Origin of the sequence: Acidovorax sp. SRB_14 (genome assembly GCF_012932145.1) — a bacterium.
Lineage (GTDB): Bacteria > Pseudomonadota > Gammaproteobacteria > Burkholderiales > Burkholderiaceae_C > Simplicispira.
This window is the reverse complement of sequence record NZ_MWOK01000020.1, coordinates 15205-38576: the sequence shown is the minus strand read 5'-3', so window position 1 is coordinate 38576 and position 23372 is coordinate 15205. Positions and strand designations below refer to the sequence as shown.

General features: G+C 67.8%; 25 protein-coding genes. 6 read left to right on the top strand and 19 right to left on the bottom strand.

The window, feature by feature from the left end:
• Nucleotides 1-2 precede the first annotated feature (2 nt).
• The 5 genes from B2J86_RS14265 to B2J86_RS14245 all read right to left on the bottom strand — a co-directional run bounded on the left by B2J86_RS14265 (nucleotide 3) and on the right by B2J86_RS14245 (nucleotide 4374).
• Nucleotides 3-707, bottom strand: coding sequence for a succinate dehydrogenase iron-sulfur subunit (locus tag B2J86_RS14265; RefSeq protein WP_169169361.1), 705 nt, complete (start codon nucleotides 705-707; stop codon nucleotides 3-5).
• A gap of 26 nt (nucleotides 708-733) precedes the next feature.
• On the bottom strand, nucleotides 734-2539 hold the full coding sequence (gene sdhA / locus B2J86_RS14260) for a succinate dehydrogenase flavoprotein subunit (RefSeq protein WP_169169362.1): 1806 nt from the start codon (nucleotides 2537-2539) through the stop codon (nucleotides 734-736).
• Nucleotides 2540-2575: 36 nt separating this feature from the next.
• Complete coding sequence (gene sdhD / locus B2J86_RS14255; protein WP_169169363.1) at nucleotides 2576-2941, bottom strand: succinate dehydrogenase, hydrophobic membrane anchor protein; 366 nt, start codon at nucleotides 2939-2941, stop codon at nucleotides 2576-2578.
• Nucleotides 2942-3003: 62 nt separating this feature from the next.
• Complete coding sequence (gene sdhC / locus B2J86_RS14250; RefSeq protein WP_169169364.1) at nucleotides 3004-3438, bottom strand: succinate dehydrogenase, cytochrome b556 subunit; 435 nt, start codon at nucleotides 3436-3438, stop codon at nucleotides 3004-3006.
• Nucleotides 3439-3582: 144 nt separating this feature from the next.
• A complete protein-coding gene (locus B2J86_RS14245) occupies nucleotides 3583-4374 on the bottom strand; it encodes a GntR family transcriptional regulator (protein WP_169169365.1) in 792 nt (263 codons plus the stop codon).
• A 212-nt stretch (nucleotides 4375-4586) separates the two neighbouring features.
• Here B2J86_RS14245 and B2J86_RS14240 point away from each other — a divergent pair, with 212 nt between their 5' ends.
• The 4 genes from B2J86_RS14240 (at nucleotide 4587) to acnB (ending at nucleotide 9928) form a co-directional block, all read left to right on the top strand.
• Complete coding sequence (locus B2J86_RS14240; protein WP_173025955.1) at nucleotides 4587-5573, top strand: malate dehydrogenase; 987 nt, start codon at nucleotides 4587-4589, stop codon at nucleotides 5571-5573.
• An 88-nt stretch (nucleotides 5574-5661) separates the two neighbouring features.
• Complete coding sequence (locus B2J86_RS14235; RefSeq protein WP_173025954.1) at nucleotides 5662-6651, top strand: CoA ester lyase; 990 nt, start codon at nucleotides 5662-5664, stop codon at nucleotides 6649-6651.
• Between the two features lie 26 nt (nucleotides 6652-6677).
• Nucleotides 6678-7277, top strand: coding sequence for a hypothetical protein (locus B2J86_RS14230; protein ID WP_169634381.1), 600 nt, complete (start codon nucleotides 6678-6680; stop codon nucleotides 7275-7277).
• Nucleotides 7278-7342: 65 nt separating this feature from the next.
• Nucleotides 7343-9928 carry a bifunctional aconitate hydratase 2/2-methylisocitrate dehydratase gene (gene acnB / locus B2J86_RS14225; RefSeq protein ID WP_169169369.1) on the top strand — a complete coding sequence of 862 codons (2586 nt, stop codon included), beginning with the start codon at nucleotides 7343-7345 and terminating at the stop codon, nucleotides 9926-9928.
• A 97-nt stretch (nucleotides 9929-10025) separates the two neighbouring features.
• Here acnB and yegQ read toward each other — a convergent pair whose 3' ends face one another.
• From yegQ to B2J86_RS14160, 13 genes are all read right to left on the bottom strand, one after another.
• Nucleotides 10026-11423, bottom strand: coding sequence for a tRNA 5-hydroxyuridine modification protein YegQ (gene yegQ / locus B2J86_RS14220; RefSeq protein WP_173025953.1), 1398 nt, complete (start codon nucleotides 11421-11423; stop codon nucleotides 10026-10028).
• Nucleotides 11424-11514: 91 nt separating this feature from the next.
• Nucleotides 11515-12516, bottom strand: coding sequence for a cell envelope integrity protein TolA (gene tolA / locus B2J86_RS14215; protein WP_173025952.1), 1002 nt, complete (start codon nucleotides 12514-12516; stop codon nucleotides 11515-11517).
• A 30-nt stretch (nucleotides 12517-12546) separates the two neighbouring features.
• Nucleotides 12547-12969, bottom strand: a complete 423-nt coding sequence (locus B2J86_RS14210; RefSeq protein WP_169169371.1) for a biopolymer transporter ExbD — start codon at nucleotides 12967-12969, stop codon at nucleotides 12547-12549.
• 13 nt (nucleotides 12970-12982) lie between these two features.
• Entirely contained in the window at nucleotides 12983-13687 is a 705-nt protein-coding gene (gene tolQ, locus B2J86_RS14205; RefSeq protein WP_169169372.1) for a protein TolQ, read from the bottom strand.
• Nucleotides 13684-14100, bottom strand: coding sequence for a tol-pal system-associated acyl-CoA thioesterase (ybgC, locus tag B2J86_RS14200; protein WP_169169373.1), 417 nt, complete (start codon nucleotides 14098-14100; stop codon nucleotides 13684-13686). The genes tolQ and ybgC overlap by 4 nt, the downstream gene beginning before the upstream one ends.
• A 7-nt stretch (nucleotides 14101-14107) precedes the next feature.
• A complete protein-coding gene (locus tag B2J86_RS14195) occupies nucleotides 14108-15292 on the bottom strand; it encodes a pyridoxal phosphate-dependent aminotransferase (protein ID WP_173025951.1) in 1185 nt (394 codons plus the stop codon).
• An 81-nt stretch (nucleotides 15293-15373) separates the two neighbouring features.
• Nucleotides 15374-15955, bottom strand: a complete 582-nt coding sequence (gene nusB, locus B2J86_RS14190) for a transcription antitermination factor NusB (protein WP_169169375.1) — start codon at nucleotides 15953-15955, stop codon at nucleotides 15374-15376.
• A complete protein-coding gene (ribH, locus tag B2J86_RS14185) occupies nucleotides 15952-16416 on the bottom strand; it encodes a 6,7-dimethyl-8-ribityllumazine synthase (protein ID WP_169169376.1) in 465 nt (154 codons plus the stop codon). The genes nusB and ribH overlap by 4 nt, the downstream gene beginning before the upstream one ends.
• Before the next feature lie 4 nt (nucleotides 16417-16420).
• Complete coding sequence (gene ribBA / locus B2J86_RS14180; protein ID WP_169169377.1) at nucleotides 16421-17542, bottom strand: bifunctional 3,4-dihydroxy-2-butanone-4-phosphate synthase/GTP cyclohydrolase II; 1122 nt, start codon at nucleotides 17540-17542, stop codon at nucleotides 16421-16423.
• 268 nt (nucleotides 17543-17810) lie between these two features.
• A complete protein-coding gene (locus tag B2J86_RS14175; protein WP_173025950.1) occupies nucleotides 17811-18116 on the bottom strand; it encodes a 2Fe-2S iron-sulfur cluster binding domain-containing protein in 306 nt (101 codons plus the stop codon).
• Between the two features lie 196 nt (nucleotides 18117-18312).
• On the bottom strand, nucleotides 18313-18774 hold the full coding sequence (locus B2J86_RS14170) for a regulatory protein GemA (protein WP_173025949.1): 462 nt from the start codon (nucleotides 18772-18774) through the stop codon (nucleotides 18313-18315).
• A gap of 177 nt (nucleotides 18775-18951) precedes the next feature.
• Nucleotides 18952-19611 carry a DUF938 domain-containing protein gene (locus B2J86_RS14165; protein ID WP_173025948.1) on the bottom strand — a complete coding sequence of 220 codons (660 nt, stop codon included), beginning with the start codon at nucleotides 19609-19611 and terminating at the stop codon, nucleotides 18952-18954.
• Between the two features lie 357 nt (nucleotides 19612-19968).
• Nucleotides 19969-20250 (bottom strand): DUF427 domain-containing protein, encoded by a 282-nt coding sequence (locus tag B2J86_RS14160; protein ID WP_173025947.1) that lies wholly within the window; start codon nucleotides 20248-20250, stop codon nucleotides 19969-19971.
• A gap of 172 nt (nucleotides 20251-20422) precedes the next feature.
• Here B2J86_RS14160 and B2J86_RS14155 point away from each other — a divergent pair, with 172 nt between their 5' ends.
• A complete protein-coding gene (locus B2J86_RS14155) occupies nucleotides 20423-21370 on the top strand; it encodes an aminotransferase class IV (protein WP_173025946.1) in 948 nt (315 codons plus the stop codon).
• Between the two features lie 15 nt (nucleotides 21371-21385).
• Here B2J86_RS14155 and B2J86_RS14150 read toward each other — a convergent pair whose 3' ends face one another.
• On the bottom strand, nucleotides 21386-22270 hold the full coding sequence (locus B2J86_RS14150; RefSeq protein WP_173025945.1) for an NUDIX hydrolase: 885 nt from the start codon (nucleotides 22268-22270) through the stop codon (nucleotides 21386-21388).
• Between the two features lie 139 nt (nucleotides 22271-22409).
• On the opposite strand from B2J86_RS14150, the gene B2J86_RS14145 reads away from it, so the two are divergent.
• A complete protein-coding gene (locus B2J86_RS14145) occupies nucleotides 22410-23318 on the top strand; it encodes an SDR family NAD(P)-dependent oxidoreductase (RefSeq protein ID WP_173025944.1) in 909 nt (302 codons plus the stop codon).
• Nucleotides 23319-23372: the final 54 nt, after the last annotated feature.

The following is a 23372-nucleotide window of genomic DNA, read 5'->3' as shown; positions in this document are numbered from 1 at the left end:
GCTCAGATGGCGCGGCGCACCATCAGTTCCTTGATCTTGCCGATCGCCCGCGTGGGGTTGAGGCCCTTGGGGCACACATCGACGCAGTTCATGATGGTGTGGCAACGGAACAGGCGGTAAGGGTCCTCGAGGTTGTCCAGACGCTCGGCCGTGGCTTCGTCACGGCTGTCCGCGATGAAGCGGTAGGCCTGCAGCAGGCCCGCCGGTCCGACGAACTTGTCGGGGTTCCACCAGAAGCTCGGGCAGCTCGTGGAGCAGCTCGCGCACAGGATGCACTCGTACAGGCCGTCCAGCTCTTCGCGCTCCTCGGGCGACTGCAGGCGCTCTTTTTCGGGCGGCAGTTCATCATTGATCAGGTAGGGCTTGATCGAGTTGTACTGCTTGAAGAACTGCGTCATGTCCACGATCAGGTCGCGGATCACGGGCAGGCCGGGCAGGGGTTTCAACACGATGGTGCCCTGGAGCGTGTTCATGTTGGTCAGGCAGGCCAGGCCGTTCTTGCCATTGATGTTCATGGCGTCCGAGCCGCAAACGCCTTCGCGGCAGGAGCGGCGGAACGACAGCGCCGGGTCTTGCTCCTTGAGCTTGATCAGGGCATCGAGCAGCATGCGCTCGTGGCCATCGAGTTCGATCTCGATGGTCTGCATGTAGGGCTTGGTGTCCTTGTCCGGGTCGTAGCGGTAGATTTGGAATGTGCGTTTTTGCATGGTTCTTCTCTCGTGGGGCGACCTGGTTAGAACGTGCGGACCTTCGGGGGCACGCTGGCCACCGTCAGGGGCTGGAGGTTCACCGGTTTGTAGGTCAGGGTGTTGCTGGCGCTGTGCCACAGCGTGTGCTTGAGCCAGTTGACATCGTCGCGGCCCAGCGGCGCCGTGGGGTGGTCGGCCGGGTGCTCGTAGTCGTACACGGTGTGCGCACCGCGGCATTCCTTGCGAGCCGCTGCCGACACCATGGTGGCCTGCGCCACTTCGATCAGGTTGTCCACTTCCAGCGCCTCGATGCGCGCGGTGTTGAACACCTTGGACTTGTCCTGCAGCGTGACACCGCCCACGCGCTCGCGCAGTGCGGCGATCTTCTCGACGCCTTCGTCCATGCTGGCCTGGGTGCGGAACACGCCTGCGTGCTGCTGCATGGTCGAGCGGATATCGCCTGCCAGCACCTGCGAGTAGATGCCGCCGGTGGAGCTTTCGAGTTGGTTGAGGCGCTCGAGCGTCCGGTCGGCCGCGTCCTTGGGCAGGGGTTTGTGCTCTTTCTGCTGCTGGTTGAACTCGACGATGTGGCGGCCTGCCGCCTTGCCGAACACCAGCAGGTCGAGCAGCGAGTTCGTGCCCAGGCGGTTGGCGCCATGCACGCTCACGGCCGAGCATTCGCCCACGGCGTAGAGGCCGTTGACGATGACGTTGCCCGAGCCGTCGTGCGCAACGACCTGGCCGTGGATGTTCGTGGGCACGCCACCCATCTGGTAGTGGATGGTGGGCACGACGGGAATGGGCTCGCGCGTGATGTCGACGTTGGCGAAATTGACGCCGATCTCGTACACCGAGGGCAGGCGCTTGTGGATGGTCTCCGCGCCCAGGTGGTCGAGCTTGAGCAGCACGTAGTCCTTGTTCGGGCCGCAGCCGCGGCCTTCCTTGATCTCCTGGTCCATCGAACGCGAGACGAAGTCGCGCGGCGCCAGGTCCTTCAGCGTGGGGGCGTAGCGCTCCATGAAGCGCTCGCCATTGCTGTTCAGAAGAATCGCGCCTTCGCCGCGGCAGCCTTCGGTCAGCAGCACGCCCGCGCCGGCCACGCCGGTCGGGTGGAACTGCCAGAACTCCATGTCCTGCAGCGGAATGCCGGCGCGCGCCGCCATGCCCAGGCCGTCGCCGGTGTTGATGAAGGCGTTGGTGGACGCCGCGAATATGCGGCCTGCACCGCCGGTGGCCAGCAGCACGGTCTTGGCTTCGAGGATGTACAGCTCGCCGGTTTCCATCTCCAGCGCGGTCACGCCAACCACGTCGCCGTCCTGGTCGCGGATCAGATCGAGCGCCATCCATTCAACGAAGAAATTGGTCTTGGCCTTGACGTTTTGCTGGTACAGCGTGTGCAGCATGGCGTGGCCGGTGCGGTCGGCCGCGGCGCAGGCGCGCTGCACGGCTTTTTCACCGTAGTTGGCGGTGTGGCCGCCAAACGGGCGCTGGTAGATGGTGCCGTCGGGGTTGCGGTCGAACGGCATGCCGAAGTGCTCGAGTTCGTACACGACCTTGGGGGCTTCACGGCACATGAACTCGACGGCATCCTGGTCGCTGAGCCAGTCGCCGCCCTTGATGGTGTCGTAGAAGTGGTAGTGCCAGTTGTCCTCGGACATGTTGCCCAAGGAGGCGCTCACGCCGCCTTGCGCTGCCACGGTGTGCGAGCGGGTGGGGAAAACCTTGGACAGCGAGGCCACGTTGAGGCCCGCGCGGGACAGTTCCAGGGCGGCGCGCATGCCGGAGCCGCCGGCGCCGATGATGACGACGTCGAACTTGCGCTTGGTGATGTTGGCGTTGGTGTAGCTCATTGATTTAGCCTTTGATCGCGGATTGGGGCGTGGGGATCACATGCGCCACAGGACTTGGAAGCCCCAGGCGGTGCAGCCGACGAGCCAGGCAAGCGTGAAGACCTGCAGCGCCAGGCGCAGGCCGACGGGCTTGATGTAATCCATCCAGATGTTGCGCATGCCCACCCAGGCGTGCCAGGCCAGTGCGATGAGGACGATGAAGGTAAGGAACTTCATCCATTGGCTGGCGAAGATGCCGGCCCAGAGGTCGTAGCCCACCGGGCCCTTGGAGAAGATCAGCTGGGCCAGCAGCGCCAGCGTGAACAGCACCATCAGTGCGGCGGTCACGCGCTGGCTCAACCAGTCGCGCAGGCCATAGTGGGCACCTACGACGGTGCGTTTGTATCCGTAGTTGTCGGACATAGTGGATTTCCTCTCAGTCAATCGTGGAGCGCCTGCCGTGCGGTCGGGCGCCGCCGGGTGGATCAGTACAGGCCGAACAGCTTGGCGCCCAGCACCAGCGTCAGCGCAATGCTGACCACCAGCGTGAACAGGGCCGATGTCTTGCCAAATTGCTTGTTGACGGCGTCGTGGCTGACATCCATCCACAGGTGGCGCATGCCGGCAATGAGGTGGTGCAGATAGCCCCAGACCAGGGCCAGCGCGACGAGCTTGAGCAGCCAGCCCGGAACGAACCCCAGGCCTGCGCTGAAGGCGGCGGTGAAGCGGCCGTACGAGATCTCGGAGGACACCGAGGTGTCGAACATCCAAAGGATGAAAGGCAGCAGCAGGAACAAGACCGCGCCGCTGGCGCGGTGCAGGATCGACACCCAGGCTGCCGGTGTCATGCGGTAGGTGGTCAGGTCTTTGAAGGCGTTGATGTTGCGGAATTCAGGCCGCTTTTTAGCTAGCTCGGTCATGTCAAGTGCTTTCGTGGATGTAACTGCTTGGTAATTCGTGCGCCGGGGAAAGGCAAAATTCTATTGCAATGCAGCAAGAGGAGTCGTGTCGACTCGCCATTCTCGACTTTTTGGGGCTTCGGCCAGCGTGGGGCGCCGGTGCCGTCAGCTCAATTCGTTGTGGTAGTGGTGGGTGTCGGTGCGGTAGAGGCCGCGGCGTAACTCCATGGGAACATCGTTGTACGTGTAAGCAACTCTTTCCACGCTCAACAGGGGCGTTGACGGGGTGACTTGCAGCAGCGCGGCCTGGGCGGCATCGGGCAGCACGGCGCGGATCTTTTCTTCGGCGCGCACCATGCGCACGCCAAAATCGAGCTCCAGCATGGCGTAGGTCGGGCCTGGGTAGCTGGCCATCTGCGCGGCCGTCAGACCCTTAAAGGCCTGGCCGGGCAGCCAAATGTCTTCGAGGATGGTGGGGACGCCGACGAACGACAGCACGCGGCGCGCCTGCACCACCGAGTCGCCGGGGCGAAGGCCCAGCGTGCGCGCGATCTCGGCACCAGCGCGAACGCGCCGGCATTCGAGAATGTGGCGCTCTGCCGGGCCCTCCACGCCGGCGTCGCCGGTATCGGGCAGCAGCTTCAGGAAGCGGTACTGCACCTGGCGCTCGGCGTGCGTGGCGACAAAGGTGCCCTTGCCCTGGCGGCGCACGACCAGGTTTTCGGCGGCCAGGTCGTCGATGGCTTTGCGCACCGTGCCCTGGCTCACGCGAAAGCGTGCCGCCAGATCCATCTCGCTGGGAATGGCTTCGCCGGGCTTCCATTCGCCGGCCTGCAGGCTCTGCAGGATCAATCCCTTGATCTGCTGGTACAGCGGGCTGAACGCAGGCGCGGGCAGTCCGGCCGGGCTGGGGGGCGGGGCGGAATCGTCTGGTGCAGGCAGGGGCAGGGATGACATGGGCGCGGTGGGTGCGTGGGTGCGCCGGAGCCTGGTTCGGCTGTCCGGCACGGCGCACATCATATCTTATATAAGACATAAGACAAATTGACGCGGTGCGGAAATCGGCGCTAAAATCCGGCCGCAGTTTGCGGGGCACGTGTTGCTGGTCACAGGCGCAGGTGGTCTCCGCCGCTCCCCTACCTGTTTCCCTTCACCTCTGGAGTTTCCACATGACCAAGAAGCCCGTCCGGGTGGCCGTCACCGGCGCCGCTGGCCAAATCGGCTATGCCCTGCTGTTTCGCATCGCCTCCGGCGAAATGCTGGGCAAGGACCAGCCCGTCATTCTGCAACTGCTCGAAGTGCCCGCCGAGGGCCCGCAAAAAGCGCTCAAGGGCGTGATGATGGAACTCGACGACTGCGCCTTCCCGCTGCTGGTGGAGATGACCGCCCACAGCGACCCCATGACCGCGTTCAAGGATGCCGACTATGCGCTGCTGGTCGGATCGCGCCCGCGCGGCCCGGGCATGGAGCGTGCCGAGCTGCTCGCCGTCAACGGCGCCATCTTCACGGCGCAGGGCAAGGCCCTGAACGCCGTGGCCAGCCGCAACGTCAAGGTGCTGGTGGTCGGCAACCCCGCCAACACCAATGCCTACATCGCCATGAAGTCGGCCCCCGACCTGCCGCGCAAGAACTTCACCGCCATGCTGCGCCTGGACCACAACCGCGCCGCCAGCCAGATCGCAGCCAAGACCGGCAAGGCCGTGGCCGACATCGAGAAGCTGACCGTCTGGGGCAACCACTCGCCCACGATGTACGCCGACTACCGCTTCGCCACCATCAACGGCGAAAGCGTCGCCCAGATGGTCAACGATCAGGAATGGAACGCCAACGTGTTCCTGCCTACGGTCGGCAAGCGCGGAGCCGCCATCATCGAGGCGCGTGGCCTGTCGTCGGCCGCCTCGGCTGCCAACGCCGCCATCGACCACATGCGCGACTGGGCGCTGGGCACCAACGGCAAATGGGTCACCATGGGCATTCCGTCGGACGGCCAGTACGGCATTCCGAAGGACACCATGTTCGGCTTTCCCGTGACCTGCGAAAACGGTGAGTACAAGGTCGTCGAGGGCCTGGACATCGACGCCTTCTCGCAAGAGCGCATCAACACCACCCTGGCCGAGCTGCAGGGCGAGCAAGACGGCGTCAAGCACCTGCTCTGAACCGGGCCCGGGGCCCCGCGTGCGCCAACGCACCGGGGGGCTCCGGTACCCGCCTTCCCATTTCCGCTCCGCCAGTGCCTTTTTATCCATGACCCATCCCCGCGACATCCTCCTGGGCGCGCAGGCGCAGTCGGGCTTTCTGCCCGTGTGCGACCACTACAGCGGCGTTGAAGCGCGGATGCGCAAAAGCCTGCAATTGCAGGCCGAGATGGCTGCGGAGTTTGGCGCCTGCGTCTTTGACGTCACGCTCGACTGCGAGGACGGCGCGCCCGTGGGCGGCGAGGCCGCGCACGCGGCGCTGGTGGCGGCACTGGCCCAGGGCGCGGCGCCCGGCGCGCGCGTCGCGGCCCGCGTGCACCCTGTGGACCACCCGGCCTTTGCCAACGACATCGACACCATCGCCGGCGAAGCCGGCCACCGGCTGTGCCACATCATGCTGCCCAAGGTCGAGTCCGTGGACGACGTGCTGTTGGCCGAAAAGGCGTTGCAACGCGCGTCGGCCGGGCACCTGCCACTGCATGTGCTGATCGAGTCGCCTGCGGCCGTGCACCGCGCCTTTGAGATCGCCGCGCACCCGCGTGTGCAAAGCCTGAGCTTTGGGCTGATGGATTTTGTCTCGGCCCATGGCGGTGCCATTCCGGCCTCTGCTATGACCTCGGCCGGGCAGTTTGCGCACCCGCTGGTGGTGCGCGCCAAGCTCGAGATCGCCAGCGCCTGCCATGCGCATGGCAAAGTGCCCTCGCATTGCGTGGTCACCGAGTTCAGCGACCTGGCCGCGCTGCAGGCCGCCGCCGGCCGCGCCGCGGGCGAATTGGGCTACACGCGCATGTGGAGCATCCACCCCGCGCAGATCCGTCCCATCCTCAAAGCCCTGGCGCCGGCGCAGGACGAAATCGACAACGCTTCCAAACTCATAGCTACTGGCGCAGCCGCCGATTGGGCTCCCATCAGTTTTGAGGGCGCTTTGCACGACCGCGCCAGCTACCGCTACTTCTGGCAGGTGCTCGAGCGCGCCCACCAGACGGGACGGCCGTTGCCACCTGCGGTACAACACTGGTTTTCTCCGTCCCCTTTCTGACCCTTTTCCGCTTTGCTGGAGCCCCTATGAAAACCCTGTTCGCATCTGCCCTGATGGCCCTGGTGTCCAGCCTTGCCACGGCCCAGACGCCGGCGCCTGCCGCCGCCCCTGCCTCCAAGCCCGCGGCAAAGGCCACGGCCAAGCCCACCGCCAAAGCCAAGAAAGAAAGCAAGGCCGTGGTCGCCAAGGCCCAGCCCACCAGCAGCCGCACGCAGCTCAAAAGCGCCACCAGCCAGGTGGCCACCGGCCTCATGGCGGCCGAGGCCGCGCTGACCCCGGCGGAGCTGGCCATTGCCGAACGCGTGCACGTGGGCCATATCCCGTGCGAGTTGGGCGCCAGTGTGCAGATCGACGCCGATCCCCAAGCACCGGGCCACTTCCATGTGGGCGGCAAGGGCTTCAAGTACCACATGGTGCCGGTCGCCACGACCACCGGCACGGTGCGGCTCGAAGACGCCAAGGGCGGCGCCGTCTGGCTGCAGATTGCCAACAAGTCCATGTTGATGGACCAGAAACGTGGCCAGCGCCTGGCCGATGAATGCATGAGCCCCGCCCAGGTGGTGGTGGCCGAGGCCATCAAGAAAAACCCCCCGCCCAGCGTGCTGGAAGCGCCGCCTGCCAAGTGACGGCGTCCCTGCCGGGTTGCACCGGCCCCCATTGATGAACCAGAAGTAACCGGAGAAAAAACTACATGTTGCAAGCCTACCGTGAACACGTGGCCGAGCGCGCAGCGCTGGGCATCCCGCCGCTGCCCTTGACCGCCAAGCAGACTGGCGCGCTGATCGAGCTGCTCAAGAGCCCGCCCGCGGGCGAGGAAGCGGTGCTGCTCGACCTGATCACGCACCGCGTGCCCGCCGGTGTGGACGATGCCGCCAAGGTCAAGGCCAGCTACCTGGCTGCCGTGGCGCACGGAACCGAAAACTGCACGCTGATCGGCCGCGAGAAGGCCACCGAGCTGCTGGGCACCATGCTGGGCGGCTACAACCTGACGCCGCTGATCGATCTGCTCGACGACGCCGCGGTCGCCTCCGTCGCCGCTGAAGCGCTCAAGAAGACGCTGCTGATGTTCGACCAGTTCCACGACGTCAAGGAAAAGGCCGACAAGGGCAACACCTTCGCGCAGGCCGTGCTGCAAAGCTGGGCCGATGGCGAGTGGTTCACCAGCCGCCCCGAAGTGCCGCAGAGCATCAAGCTCACGGTGCTCAAGGTCACCGGCGAGACCAATACCGACGACCTCTCTCCCGCGCCCGACGCCTGGAGCCGCCCCGACATTCCGCTGCATGCGCTCGCCATGCTCAAGAACAAGCGCGACGGCATCACGCCCGAGGAAGACGGCAAGCGCGGTCCGGTCCAGTTCATCGAAGACCTGCGCGCCAAGGGCCACCTCGTGGCCTACGTCGGCGACGTGGTCGGCACGGGCTCGAGCCGCAAGTCGGCCACCAACAGCGTGCTGTGGTTCACGGGCGAAGACATTCCGTTCGTGCCCAACAAGCGCTTTGGCGGCGTCTGCCTGGGCAGCAAGATCGCCCCGATCTTCTACAACACCATGGAAGACGCCGGCGCGCTGCCGATCGAGCTGGACGTGAGCCAGATGCACATGGGCGACACCATCGAGCTGCTGCCCTACGCCGGCAAGGCACTCAAGGACGGCCAGGTGATTGCCGAGTTCGAGGTCAAGAGCGAGGTGCTGTTCGACGAAGTGCGTGCCGGCGGCCGCATTCCGCTGATCATCGGCCGCGGCTTGACGACCAAGGCGCGCGAGGCGCTGGGCCTGGAGCCGTCGACGCTGTTCCGCCTGCCGCAAGTACCCGCCGCCACCGGCAAGGGCTTCACGCTGGCGCAAAAAATGGTCGGCCGCGCCTGCGGCCTGCCAGAAGGCCAGGGCGTGCTGCCCGGCACCTACTGCGAGCCGCGCATGACCTCGGTTGGCTCGCAGGACACTACCGGCCCGATGACGCGCGACGAGCTCAAGGACCTCGCCTGCCTGGGCTTCAGCGCCGACCTGGTGATGCAGTCCTTCTGCCACACCGCGGCCTACCCCAAGCCTGTGGACGTGAAGATGCACCACGAGTTGCCCGACTTCATCAGCACGCGCGGCGGCATCTCGCTCAAGCCCGGCGACGGCATCATCCACAGCTGGCTCAACCGCATGCTGCTGCCCGACACCGTGGGCACGGGCGGCGACAGCCACACGCGCTTCCCCGTGGGCATCAGCTTCCCGGCCGGTTCGGGCCTGGTGGCCTTTGCCGCGGCCACGGGCGTGATGCCACTGGACATGCCCGAGTCGGTGCTGGTGCGCTTCAAGGGCCAGATGCAGCCCGGCGTCACGCTGCGCGACCTGGTGCACGCGATCCCGCTCTACGCCATCAAGGCCGGTCTGCTGACGGTGGAAAAGCAGGGCAAAAAGAACATCTTCTCGGGCCGCATCCTCGAAATCGAAGGCCTGCCGGACATGAAGGTCGAGCAGGCATTCGAGCTGTCCGACGCGTCGGCCGAGCGCTCGGCCGCCGGGTGCACGGTGCGCCTGAACAAGGCGCCGGTCATTGAGTACCTGCAGTCGAACATCGTGCTGCTCAAGAACATGATCGCCCAGGGCTACGAAGACGCGCGCACCATCGGCCGCCGCATCCAGGCCATGGAAGCCTGGCTGGCCAACCCGCAGCTGCTGGAGCCCGACGCCGACGCCGAATACGCCGCCGTGATCGAGATCGACCTGGCCGAGATCACCGAGCCCATCGTCTGCTGCCCCAACGACCCCGACGACGCCAAGACGCTGTCCGACGTGGCCGGCGCTGCGATCGACGAAGTGTTCATCGGCTCGTGCATGACCAACATCGGCCACTTCCGTGCCGCGTCCAAGCTGCTCGAAGGCAAGAAGGACATTCCGGTCAAGCTGTGGATGGCGCCGCCCACCAAGATGGACGCGCAGCAGCTCACCGAGGAAGGCCATTACGGCGTCTTCGGCGCTGCCGGCGCGCGCATGGAAATGCCCGGTTGCTCGCTGTGCATGGGCAACCAGGCGCAGGTCAAGGAAGGCGCGACCGTGATGTCGACCAGCACGCGCAACTTCCCCAACCGCCTGGGCAAGAACACCAACGTCTACCTGGGCTCGGCCGAACTGGCCGCCATCTGCTCCAAGCTCGGCCGCATCCCGAGCCAGGCCGAGTACCTGGCCGACATGGGCGTGATCAAGCAAAGCAGCGGCCAGATCTACCAGTACCTGAACTTCGACCAGATCGCGGAGTACAAGGACGTGGCGGACGGCGTGGCCGCCTGACGGCCCACGCCCCCTGCGGCTGAAAGCCCGGCGCTCGCAAGAGCGCCGGGCTTTTTTACTATGATTTCAGTAGCTATCAGCGCTTGCTGGGTAAGCGCTAGGGGCCGATTTGGTCTGAATTTTTGTCGGACTCGAGCACGCGCGCCAGCAGCGCCCCGTCCACCGCGTCGGCCAGGGGAATGCGCACGCGCAGCGGGCTGCCGGCCGCGGCCTGCAGGGCCTGGCCATCGAGCCCCTGCATGGTTTCCAGGCGTATGGTGCGGTTGCCGCTCGGGTGCACGATCTCGATCAGGTCCCCCACCGCAAAGCGGTTCTTGGTCTCGACCTCGGCCCAGCCGTCCTGCAGCGCCTTGACCTCGCCGACAAACTGGCTGCGCCGCATCTGCGAGCTGCCGCTTTCGTAGTTCTGGTACGCGTGGGCGGGACGGCGCTCGAGAAAGCCGCTGGTGTAGCCGCGGTTGGCCAGGCCCTCGAGCTCGGTGAGGAGTTCGGGGTTGAACGGGCGGCCGGCCACGGCATCGTCGATGGCCCGGCGGTAGACCTGCGCCGTGCGAGAGACGTAGTACTGGCTCTTGGTGCGGCCTTCGATCTTGAGCGAATCGACGCCGATATCGACCAGCCGCTGCACATGCTCGACCGCGCGCAGGTCCTTGCTGTTCAGGATGTAGGTGCCGTGCTCGTCTTCCATGATGGGCATCAGCTGGCCCGGCCGCTCCTTCTCTTCGAGCAGGTAGACCTGGTCGGCCCGCGGGTGGCGCGCGCCGCCACCGCAGGCGGCAAAGGCGGCGTGGTCGTCTTCCTGGGCCTGGGCGAAATCGAAGTCGCCTTCCATGCGCTGGGCCATGGCTTCGCCGGTGGTGGGGTCCACGGCGGCTTCCTGCGTGGCGTAGCTCCAGCGGCAGGCGTTGGTGCAGGTGCCCTGGTTGCTGTCGCGCCGGTTGAAATAGCCCGAGAGCAGGCAGCGGCCCGAATAGGCGATGCACAGCGCGCCGTGCACGAACACCTCGAGTTCCATGTCGGGGCATTCCTGGCGGACCTTCGCGATCTCGTCGAGGCTCAGCTCGCGCGAGAGGATGACGCGCTGCACGCCCACCGTCTGCCAGAACTTCACCGCCATGAAGTTCACGGTGTTGGCCTGCACCGAGAGGTGGATGGGCACCTGCGGCCACTTCTCGCGCACCAGCATGATCAGGCCGGGGTCGGCCATGATCAGCGCGTCCGGGCCCATGGCGATGATGGGCTCGATGTCGCGCAGGTAAGTGCGTACTTTGTCGTTGTGCGGCAGCAGGTTGCTGGTGAGGAAGAATTTCTTGCCGCGCGCATGGGCTTCCGCGATGCCCTGCGCGATCTGTTCGACGCGGAATTCGTTGTTGCGCGCACGCAGGCTGTAGCGCGGCTGGCCGGCATAGACAGCGTCGGCGCCGTAGTCGTAGGCGGCGCGCATGCGCTCCAGCGAGCCGGCAGGCAGCAGCAGTTCGGGGCTTTTGGGGGTCATCGCGCGATTGTCGGACGGCAGCGAGGCCGGCGTTCTGCGCTGGCTCAGCAAAACGGCAGATCCCGGGCCCCTTGCGGCGCCCGGGGCCTGGTCAGTCCTTGGGACGGAAGCCGATTTCGAGCGCCGAGGGCACGCGCCCGTCCACGTCGCGTGGCAGGGTTTCGGTTTTGTCGAGGGCGCGCAGCACGGCGTCGTCCCAGGCCTTGTTGCCGCTCGACTGCACGAGCCTGGTGCCGACGATGGTGCCGTCGGGCGCGGCGCGCACCTGCACCACGGCGCGCGGGTTGCCGCTCACCGCATCGGGGTAGACGATGTTGGGCTTGACCTTGGCCGCGACCCTGCCGCCATAGCTGCCCGAGGGGCCGGAGTCCTGCTTGGCGCTGCCGGTAGCGGTGTCGCCGCCCGTGGCACCGGCGAGGCCCTGCATGCGGCGGATGTTTTCCTGCCGGCGGGCTTCGGCGGCCTTGGCGCTGGCCTTTTCGAGGGCCTCCTGCTTGCGCTGGTCTTCCTGCGCCTGGCGCTTCTTGTCCTCGGCGGCCTGCTTTTGCTTTTCCAGCTTCTCCAGCCGTTCCTTCTCGCGCTCGGCCTTCTCGGCTTTTTCGGCCTTCAGCTGCTCGATCTTTTCCTTTTGCAGGCGCTCTTTTTTCTCCTGCTCCAGGCGGTCGCGGCGCTCTTCTTCCTTGCGCTCTTTCTCGCGCTTGTCGCGTTCGAGCTGCTGCTGGCGCTCTTTCTTTTCCTTTTCGAGGCGCTTTTTCTCGCGCTCGACGGCGATGTCGGCCGCGCGCGTGTCGGGCTCGGCCTGGCGCGGTTCCGGAGGAGGTGGCGGCGGAGGGGGGGGGGGCGCGGGCTGGACAGGCTCGGGCGGCTGCGGTGTGGGCGCCGGGGGCTCGGCGGCGCGCGGTGCCGCCTGCTGGGGCACGGCAGACCACAACTGGGCTTCCACCGCAGGCTGGTCGCTCTCGCTCTTCCAGTTTACGCCCCAGGTCAGTGCGCCGATCAGCATCGCATGCACCAGCACCGCCAGCACCACGGCACGCAGGCGCGCGGGCGGGCGGGGCGGGGCAAACTGGTCTCTATCGTCGTGAAATTGCATGGGTTCAGGGGGGCCGGTGCGTGCGTGGACTCAGCCGCCCTGGCGCACGGACAGGCCGACGCGCTGCACGCCGGCGCGCTGCAGCGCGTCCATGGCCTTGACCACGGTTTCGTAGCTGACGCCCTTGTCGGCCGTGATCAGGATGGCCGTGTCGTCGGGTTGCCCGGCCTGCCAGGTGCGGGCGGCCTCGCCCAGCGCCTGCAGCGTCAGCGGGCGCTCGCTGCCGTCGGTCTTGAGCTGCACACTACCGTCCTGCTGCACGATCACCTGGCCAAAAGTCTTGGGCGGCTTGCTGCCTTTGCCGACCGAGGGCACGTTGATGGCGCTGGGCGTGAGCATGGGCGCGGTCACCATGAAGATGATCAGCAGCACCAGCATCACGTCGATGAAGGGCACCATGTTGATCTCGTTGATGGTGCGGCGGCCGCGGCCGCGGGATGCCATGGCGGGCATAGAGGCTCCTCCTTCAGTGGCCCGAGGCCGAGGCGGTGGGCTGCGCGCCCAGATTGCGCTGCAGGATGTTGGAGAACTCCTCGATGAAGGTCTCCTGCTGGTTGGCCACGCGGTCGATGTCGTGGGCAAAGCGGTTGTAGGCAATCACCGCCGGAATGGCGGCGAACAGGCCGATGGCGGTCGCCACCAGCGCCTCGGCAATGCCGGGCGCCACGGTGGCCAGCGTGACCTGCTCCATGCCGGCAAAGCCCGTGAACGCGTGCATGATCCCCCAGATGGTGCCAAACAGGCCCACGTAGGGCGAGACCGAGCCCACCGACGCCAGGAACGACAGGCTCGACTCGATCACGTCCAGCTCGCGCTGGAAGCTCGCGCGCATGGCGCGGCGCGCGCCGTCGAGCAGGGTGCCGGGGTCGATGATGCGGCGCTCGCGCAGCTTCTGGTATTCGCGCATGCCGCTGGCGAAGATGCGTTCCATGGGGCCGGCGTTCTTGGCGTTCTGCGCGGCGCTGGCGTAGAGGTCGTTGAGGCTGGTGCCCGACCAGAAGTCGCGCTCGAAGTCTTCGTTGAGCGAGTTCACGCGCTTGAGCGCGAACAGCTTGCGGAAGATCGCGGCCCAGCTGGCGACGGACACGCCCAGCAGCAGCAGCATGACGAATTGCACGACCCAGCTGGCGTTCAGCATCAGCGACAGGATCGACATGTCTTGGGAATTCATGAGAGTTGTTCCAGGAGGGAGTTCGGGATGCGTGCGGGGCGCAGGCTGGCGGCGTCCACCCAGCCGATGCGGATGGTGCCTTCGCTGACGAGTGTGGGCGCTGGGCCGCTGTGGCACTCATTCTTCAATAGCGCCTGCTGCCTGATTGTCAGCGATGCGCGGCCTGCTTCCTGCAGCTGGGCGGTAACAAGGAGTTCATCGTCGAGGCGCGCCGGGCGCAGGTATCGCACGCGCGCTTCGGTGACGACGAACATGCCGCCGCTGTGCTCGCGCAGCCGGCTTTGTTCGAGCCCGAGCGAGCGCAGCCACTCGGTGCGCGCGCGCTCGAAGAACTTGAGGTAGTTGGCATAGAACACGATGCCCCCGGCATCGGTGTCTTCCCAGTAAATGCGGACGGGCCAGATGAACGGCATGGGTTCCTCAGCCCAGCAGCCTGCGCAGTCGCGCCACCGATTCCTGCAACTGCGCCATCGAGTTGGCCGTGGAAAAGCGCACGAAACGCCCAGGCTCGAAGCTGCCAAAGTCACGCCCCGGCGTGACCGCCAGGTGCGCGCGGCGCATGAGCGCGTAGGCAAAATCCCAGCTTCCCTGCACGCCGAGCTTTTCGGCGGCGCGCGTGCAGTCGGCCCAGGCGTAGAACGCGCCGTCGGGCAGCACCGGCACCGCCAGGCCCAGCGCCTGCAGCTCGGGGATGAAGTAGTCGCGCCGGGCCTTGAACTCGGCGCGGCGGCGCTCGTATTCGGCAATGCTTTCGGGCTCGAAGCAGGCCAGCGCGGCGTGCTGCGAGATGGTGCTGGCGCAGATGAAAAGGTTCTGCGCCAGGCGTTCGACCACGGGCACCAGCACCTCGGGCACCACCATCCAGCCCAGGCGCCAGCCAGTCATGTTGAAGTACTTGCTGAAGCTGTTGATGCTGATGATGTTCTCGTCGATGGCCAGCGCAGTCTGGCCGAAGGCATCGTCGTACGACAGGCCCAGGTAGATCTCGTCGATCATCGTCACGCCGCCGCGCTCCTGCACCACGTTGTGGATGCTGCGCAGCTCATCGGGCGCGATCGATGTGCCCGTGGGGTTGGAGGGCGACGCCAGCAGCACGCCCCGGGTCTTGTCGTTCCAGGCGGCGCGCACCTTGTCGGCGCTGAGCTGGTAGCGCTCGTCCGCCGTGGTCGGGAGCAGCACGGCCGTGCCCTCGGCGGCGCTGACGAAATGGCGGTTGCAGGGGTAGCTCGGGTCGGGCATCAGCACCTCGTCGCCGGCGTCGATCAGTGCCAGGCAGGCCAGCTGCAGCGCGGCCGAGGCACCGGCCGTGACGACGATGCGCCGCGCCGGCACGTGGACGCCGAAGCGCTGCGCGTACCAGCCGCTGATGCGTTCGCGCAGCGCGTCGAGCCCCAGCGACTGCGTGTACTGCGTGGCGCCGCTGTGCACCGCGCGCGTGGCGGCCTCCTGCACCAGCGGCGGCGCGGTGAAGTCGGGCTCGCCGATGTTCAGGAAGACCATCGGCTCGCTGCTGCCGGCCACCTCGCGCGCCAGGCTCTGAGCGGCCTTGGCCACTTCCATCACGTAAAACGGTTCGATGCGCTCGGCGCGGCGGGAAATCTTCATGGGAACAGGCCTTGGCCGCGCAGGGCGCGGAGGGGTCACAGGAATGGGCGAAAGGGCAGGCGGCACGCGTCGCCGCAGTGCTCAGGCTTGCGGCGCGTCCGGCGCAGCGGCCTGCGGCGCAGCGGCGCCCGGGGGGGGCGGCGCGGGCCGGCCCTTGTCGGCCGCCACTTCGGCGGCGCGTAGCTGGGGCGCCAGGCCGCCGAGCACGGCGTTCACGTATTTGTGGCCGTCGGTGCCGCCAAACTCCTTGGCCAGCTCAATGCATTCGTTGAGCACCACGCGCCAGGGCACGTCCAGGCAGTGCTGGAACTCGAACACGCCGATCCACATGGCGGCGTGCTCGATGGGCGAGATCTCGGCCATCTTGCGGTCCAGCACCGGCGTGATGAGCGCATCAAGGTCGGCGGCCGTGTTGATGCAGCCGTGCAGCACGGCGTTGTAGTGCGCTGCGTCGGCCTTGTGGAAGCCCGAGAGGTCGCGCGTGAACGCGTCGATGGCCTCGGCGCTGTTGCGGCCCACCAGGTGCTGGTAGAGCGCCTGCAGCACGAATTCGCGCGCGCGGCTGCGGTTGGACTTGGACGCCGCCTTGCGCGCCCCGGTGCTGGTCAGGCCGGTGCGCTGGGGGGACGCCTTGGCCGGCGGGGGGGAAGTGCTGTCGCTCACGCCACGTCCTCCAGCAGGTTGGCCATTTCGACGGCGACGCGGGCCGCATCGCGCCCCTTGTCGGTCTGGCGGGCGATGGCCTGTTCGAGGTTTTCGGTGGTGATGATGGCGTTGGCCACCGGCACCTGGTAGTCGAGCGCGATGCGCGTCACGCCCGCGCCCGATTCGTTGGCCACCAGTTCGAAGTGGTAGGTCTCGCCGCGGATGATGCAGCCCAGCGCGATCAGCGCGTCGTACTGGTCGCGCTCGGCCAGGGCCTGCAGCGCCACGGGCACTTCGAGCGCGCCCGGCACCAGCACGTGGGTGATCTGCGCCTCGGGCACGCCCAATGCCAGCAGCTCGCTGCGGCAGGCACTGGCCAGTGCGTTGGTGATGCCTTCGTTGAAGCGGGCCTGGACGATGCCGATGTGCAGCTTGCTGCCATCGAGCCTGTCCGCTGTTCCTTTGTCTGCGCCAAACATGTGTTTATTCCTTGGGGATGTAACCGGTAATTTCGAGTCCGTAGCCCGCCATGCTGGGCATGCGGCGGGGTTGGCCCATGAGCTGCATTTTTTGCACGCCGCATTCGCGCAGGATTTGCGCGCCCACGCCGTAGGTGCGCAGGTCCATGCGGCCACGCTCGGGCGCCTGGGCCGCGCGGGCCTTGCCCTCGAACTGCGCCAGAAGCTGTTCGGCACTTTCGCCGCAATTGAGCAGCACGGCCACGCCATGGCCCTGCGCGGCGATGTACTGCAGGCTGGTGTCCAGGCCCCACGAGTGCGTGGAGCGCTGCACTTCCAGCGCATCGAGCACCGACAGCGGCTCGTGCACGCGCACCGGCACGGCCTGGTCGGGCTGCCACTGGCCCTTGACGAGCGCAAGGTGCACGGCCTGGCTGGGCTCGTCGCGGAAGGCATGGGCGGTGAACTCGCCGTAGGCGGTCTGCAGCGTGCGCTGGCCCACCTTCTCGACCAGCGATTCGGTGCGGCTGCGGTGCTCGATCAGGTCGGCGATGGTGCCGATCTTGATGCCGTGCTCGGCGGCGAACACCTGCAGGTCGGGCAGGCGCGCCATGGTGCCATCGTCTTTCATGATCTCGCATATCACGGCGGCGGGGCTGCAGCCGGCCAGCGCGGCCAGGTCGCAGCCTGCCTCGGTGTGGCCGGCGCGCATGAGCACGCCGCCATCGACCGCCTGCAGCGGAAAGATGTGGCCGGGCTGCACCAGGTCGCTGGCCCGGCTGCCCGCGGCCACCGCCACCTGGATGGTGCGCGCGCGGTCGGCGGCCGAGATGCCGGTGGTCACGCCCTCGGCGGCCTCGATCGAGACGGTGAATGCGGTGCTGTAGACGGTGCCGTTGCGCGCGGCCATGGGCGGGAGCTTCAGGAACTCGCAGCGCTCGCGTGTGAGCGTCAGGCAGACCAGGCCGCGGCCAAAGCGCGCCATGAAGTTGATGGCCTCGGGCGTGACATGGTCGGCGGCCAGCACCAAGTCGCCTTCGTTTTCGCGGTCTTCCTCGTCCACGAGGATGACCATGCGCCCGGCGCGCATTTCGGCCACGATGTCTTGCACCGGCGAGATGGGTGCGGGAGGTTGGGGGGGTGTCATGGAGGCTTTCGTCGGGGGGGCCGCAGGGGGTGCGCAGCGTACAACGCAGGTTCCCCGGTGCGGGCGTTGGCTGCAGCGGCAACCCGCTTGGCAACGCCCCAAAGAACATGCGATGCGGCGCTGCCGCACGTTGGGCCGGTCCGTGCTGGGCACGCCGGTCCGCAAAAAGGGGGGATTTTAGTGCAGCCCGGCGGGGCTTATGCGCGATGGGGCCAAGGCGGCCGGCGCGGCATGGCGCCGCGGTCCCTGGGGCAGCGCGGGCACGCCCTCAGCCAGTGGCCTTTTCGAGCACCACGTCGGTCTCCGGGTAGGCCATGCAGGGCAGCACGCAGCCGCCTGCGCGCTCTTCGGGCGACAGGCCCGGCCATTCGATCTCGTAGCGCACGCGGCCCTCGACCAGCTGGCCGATGCAGGTGCGGCAGGTGCCGTTGCGGCATGAACTGGGCCAGTCGAGGCCGCCTTGTTCCAGCGACACCAGCAGCGGCTGGTCGGGCCAGGCGTCGCACTGCGCGCCGGTTTCGGTGCGGGCGGTGAAGAACGGGATGCTCAGAGGGGACAGATGGGATGCGGTCATGGGATTCAAAGGGAGAGGGCTGAAGCGCGCGGGGATGCCAAGGCATGCCCACCACCGGGTCAGCGCTTGCTGCAGCGAAACGGAATTATGGAGGTGGGGCAGGCGGTCCATGCCGCAAGCGGCGCACTGCACCCGGATCGGCGTCGGCCTGCACATGGCAGCGAACTGCGGGACCCGGTTCATGCGGTCAGACATTTCAGCGTCCGTGCCCGCCTCCGTGGGTGTGCCCGCGCTCGTTCCAGGCTTTCAGCGCCTCGATCAGCGTGTTGAGCTGCGCACCGTTGGCAAAACGCAGCGCGCGCACGTGCACCGTGCGCTGGACCCAGGCGTCGAGCGCCTGCGCGCTGGGGTTGCGCACCACACCCTCGCGCCCGAGTTGGTGCCACAGCGCCCAGACCATGCGCTCCTGGGGGCTGGCGGCGGCCTGGAACGGGTCGAAGCGGGCGCGCGCGTCGGGCTGGCGCACCGTGGGCTGCACCATGCCCCCGCGCTCGGCCAGCTGCTGCATGTGGTCGCGCACGGCGCGCCGCTGGCGCTCCGTCATGTCCTTGCTGCTGGTCTGGCCGGTCAATTGGGCCAGCAGCGCGCGGTAGTCGCCATCGGACAGGCCGAGCTTGGATTTGAGAACGTGGATGGCTGCGGTGTGCTTGGTGGCCATGCGGCAAAGTCCTTTCGCCCCGCGCGGCTGCGGCGCTTGCGCGAGGCAACCGCGCCAGGCCTCCTCCACTTGGAGGGCCGCGGGACGCTTTCAAGCTTTGCCGCACGCCATGCCCCGTCTGGGAGGCGACAGGCTTCGTGCAGGGCCGACGGCGCCGAGCCGAACCCCCCGCTGGCTTCAGCCCAACGCCACCTGCGGTGGGCCGGAAGGGTGGGGCACCGATTGGCGCTCGAACACCAGCAGCAGGTTGTTGGCGGGCAGGGCGTGGCGCGCGGCCAGGCGCAGGCCGGCGTGGGCGGCTTCGCGCGCCACATCCTCCAGGCGGCGGATGCCCCAGGCCGGGTCGCGCTCGCGCAGGTTGGCGTCGAACGCCAGGTTGCCGGGCGCGGTGGGCACGCCGTCTTCGAGGTAGGGCCCATAGGTCACGAGCCGGCCGTGCGGCGCGAGGTGGCGCGCGGCGCCCTGCATCAGGCCGGCGCAGCAGTCCCAGGGCGCGATGTGCAGCATGTTGGCGCAGTACATCAGGTCGAACGGCTCGGCAAAGGCCGGCTTGGCGCTGGGCCAGCGCGGCGCCCGCACGTCCAGCAGCACGGGCGCGAGCACGTTGTGTGCGCCGGCGTGCGCGCACCAGGCGGTGATGGAGGCGAACGCGTCGTCTTGCGCATCGCTGGGCTGCCAGGTCCATTGCGGCAGGTGGGCGGCGAACCAGGCCACGTGCTGACCGGTGCCGCTGGCCACTTCGAGGGCCCGGCCGCTGGCCGGCAGCAGGGCTTGCAGGTGCGCCAGGATGGGCGCGCGGTTGCGCTCGGCGGCAGGGCTGTGCTGGGGCAGGGACATGAAAATAGAGGAAAAGTGGCTGTAACGCAGACGGGGAAAGCGCTGAAAGCTATCAATAAAAGAGCGTCGGATGCGCGCTCCGCGGCGGGCTGTGGCTGCTTAAAAAACAGGCGATGCAGCGCAATGCCTTGCAAATCAAGCACTTGGCGATGCCATACAAGGCTTGTCCGCAGTTATCCACATGATTGTCCAGTGCCGGCCGGGATAACCGGGGCATAGGGACCAGCGGATTGCCTTAAAAACAGGCAATGCAGTGAATGTCCTTATGCATCAGTCACTTGCGCGTGCCATACAGGGCTTGCCAAAACTTGTCCACAAGATTGTCCAGCGCCGCCAGGGATAACCACAGGCTGTGGGTCACTCGGTGACCTGCACGCCTTTCCAGAACGCCACGCGGCCGCGCACCATGTCGGCCTCGGGCTTGGGGTCGGCATAGGTCCAGGCGGCTTCGGGGTTGAGTTCGCCGTTGATCAGCAGCGACAGGTAGGTGGCCTGGCCCTTCCAGGGGCACATGGTCTTGTGGTTGCTGAAGGTGAAGTATTCGTGCCGCAGCGCGCTCTCGGGGAAGTAGTGGTTGCCTTCGACCAGCACGGTGTCGTCGCTCTCGGCAACGACCACGCCATTCCAGGTGGCTTTCATGGGGGGACTCCTTGGGCAGCCGGGGGCCGCATTTGTGCAAAAAATGTCTCTATCGCTTGCTGTGTATGCGTCTAAAGCTATCAAAAGTATAGTAGCTCAGGGGCAGCGCGCAGCGCGTGGAGCAGGGGCAGCACCCTTGGCGGACCGCTGCGCCTTGGCCAGAATGCGCGGCATGACCACCTTACGCGATTATTCCCAAGGCGCCGCCTTTGTGCGCGGCCAGTATGTGCCCATCGGCGAGGCCGCCATTCCGATCACCGACTGGGGCTTCCTGCGCTCGGACGCCGCCTACGACGTGGTGACGGTGTGGGACGGCAGCTTCTTCCGCCTCGACGCCCACCTCGAGCGCTTTGCCCGTAGCTGCGCGCGCTTTCGCCTCGACCCGGGCCTGGCGCCGGCGCAGATCACCTCGGTGCTCGCGCAGTGCGTGCGCCTGTCGGGCCTGCAAAGCGCCTATGTGGAAATGGTCACCACGCGCGGCCAGCCGCCCTGGGGCTCGCGCGACCCGCGCCTGGCGGTCAACCAGTTCTGTGCGTTCGCCGTGCCCTATGTGTGGATCGCCAACGCCGAGCAGCGCGAGAAGGGCCTGAACCTCGTCGTCAGCCGCGTGCAGCGCATTCCGGCCACCAGCGTGGACCCGCGCGCCAAGAACTACCACTGGAACGACCTCACCATGGGCCTGCTGGGCGCGCTGGACGCGGGCGGCGACACGGTGGTGCTGACCGACAGCGCGGGCAACGTCGTCGAAGGCCCGGGCTTCAACCTGTTCTGCGTGAACGCGCAGGGCGTGCTGGTCACGCCGCTGGACGGCGTGCTCGAAGGCATCACGCGGCGCACCGTGATCGAGATCGCGCAGGCGCGGGGCCTGCCGCTGCAGCTGCGCGCGCTGCCGGCCGGCGAGCTGCGCGGCGCGCGCGAGGTGTTCGTGACCAGCTCGGCTGGCGGCGTGCTGCCGGTCACGCGCGTCGATGGCGTGCCGGTGGGCAGCGGCGCCCCGGGCCCGATCACGCGCCAGCTCGGGCAGACCTATTGGGACTGGCATCGCGACCCGCGCTACAGCCTGGCGGTCGATTCGGTGCCTGCGGTGGATGTGCCGGACGCGGTGGCCGCCGGCGCCTGAGTGTGCGCAGGCCGCTCAGTCGAACAGCGCGTCGAACCCGTCCTCCGGCACGAAGCGGCGCTCGCGCAGGCACAGCCGCGTCGGGCCGGGCAGCGCGCGCTCGGGCACCGTGTGGCGCGCGTCGCCGGGGTAGCAAATCACGCGCAGGCCATCGCGGTCGAACGCCTCGGGCAGGATGGTGGGCGGGCGCTGGCGGCGCGCGGCATCGAGCACGCTGCGCACGTTCGCGTGGCGTGCCAGGTGCGCCAGGCTCATGATCTGCGGCGGCGCCAGGTCGATGCGGCCGTCGCGGTACTGCTCCAGCGCCGTGCGCGGCGCAAGCCACACGCTGTCGGTGGTTTCCGCGTTGTCGTGCAGGGCGGTCTGGTCGGCCGGCGCCTGGGCCACGAAAAAGCGCGTGTCAAAGCGCCGCGAGGCCATCGACGGCGCCAGCGGCGTGATCCAGCGCGACCACGGCGCGAGCTGGCGCGTCTGCAGGCGCAGCCCCAGCGTGGCCAGCACCGCGGCGAACGGCAGCCCGGCCTGCAGCAGCGCGCGGGCGCGCAGCGCATCGACGCGCTGCGGCGCGCCGGCCGGCTCGGCCAGCAGCAGGCCGCATTCCTCGAGCGCCTCGCGCAGCGCCGCCACGTAGAGGCCGGCCGCGGTGGGCGCGTCGGTGCCCGGCTCGTTCAGGCCGGCCTGCAGCGCGCTAGGCGCCTGGTCCAGGCAGGTGGCGGCATCGAGTTGCGCGTCCGCGGCGTCGAGCTTGCCGCCGGGGAACACATAGACGCCCGCCATGTTCGAGGCCTTGGCATGGCGGCGCAGCAGCAGCACCTGCATCTGCTCCGGCGTGTCGCGCAGCAAGACCACCGTGGCGGAGGCGCGGGGCGTTTCGGGGGCGGCGTGGGCAGCGGGCTGCATGGCATGGGCTTTCGGCGGCGCCGGCAGTCACGCGGTGGACTGGTGGGCGCTGGGGGGTGGCGTAGAGTGCGGCGCGGGGCGCAGCCGCAAGCGGTGGCGCCCATTTTCCACATTCACAGAATCAGGGAGCGACTGCGGTATGGACATCGATTTCAAGGGCCGTGTGGCCATCGTGACGGGCGCCGGCGGCGGCCTGGGCCGCCAGCATGCGCTGGCATTGGCGGCACGCGGCGCCAGGGTGCTGGTCAACGACCTCGGCGGCAGCGTGCATGGCGAGGGGGGCTCGGCGAGCGCGGCGCAGGCGGTGGTGGACGAAATCCGCGCCGCCGGCGGCGAGGCGCTGGCCAATGGCGCGTCGGTGACCGACTTTGCCGCCGTGCAGGCCATGGTGCAGCAGGCCGTCGATGCCTGGGGCCGGGTCGATGTGCTGGTCAACAACGCCGGCATCCTGCGCGACAAATCGTTCGCCAAGATGGACATGGCCGACTTCCGCCTGGTGGTTGACGTGCACCTGATGGGCGCGGCCCACTGCTGCAAGGCCGTGTGGCCGCACATGGTGGCGCAGCAGTACGGCCGCATCGTCATGACGACCTCGTCCACCGGCCTCTACGGCAACTTCGGCCAGGCCAACTATGGGGCGGCCAAGCTGGCGCAGGTGGGGCTGATGCAGACGCTGGCGATCGAGGGCGGCAAGCACAACATCCGCGTCAACGCCCTGGCGCCCACGGCGGCCACGCGCATGACCGAGGGCCTGATGCCGCAAGAGGTGCTCGACGCCCTGCAGCCCGAGGCCGTGGTGCCCGCCATGCTGGTGCTGGCGCACGAGAGCGCGCCCACGCGCACCGTCCTGTGCGCGGGCGCCGGCTCGTTCGAGGCCGCGCACATCACGCTCACGCAGGGCATCCATCTGGGCTTGGGCGCCGATGTGCCCGAGCAGCTCGCCGCGCGCCTGGCCGAGGTCACGGCGCGCGCCGGCGAGCAGGTGCCCGCCAGCGGCGCCGCGCAGGGCAGCGCCGAGGTGCAGAAGGCGCTGGCGGCCCGCGGCTGAGCCGCGCACCGGGCCTGTGCAGCACACTTTACCGGTGCTGTGCTGGCCCGCTGC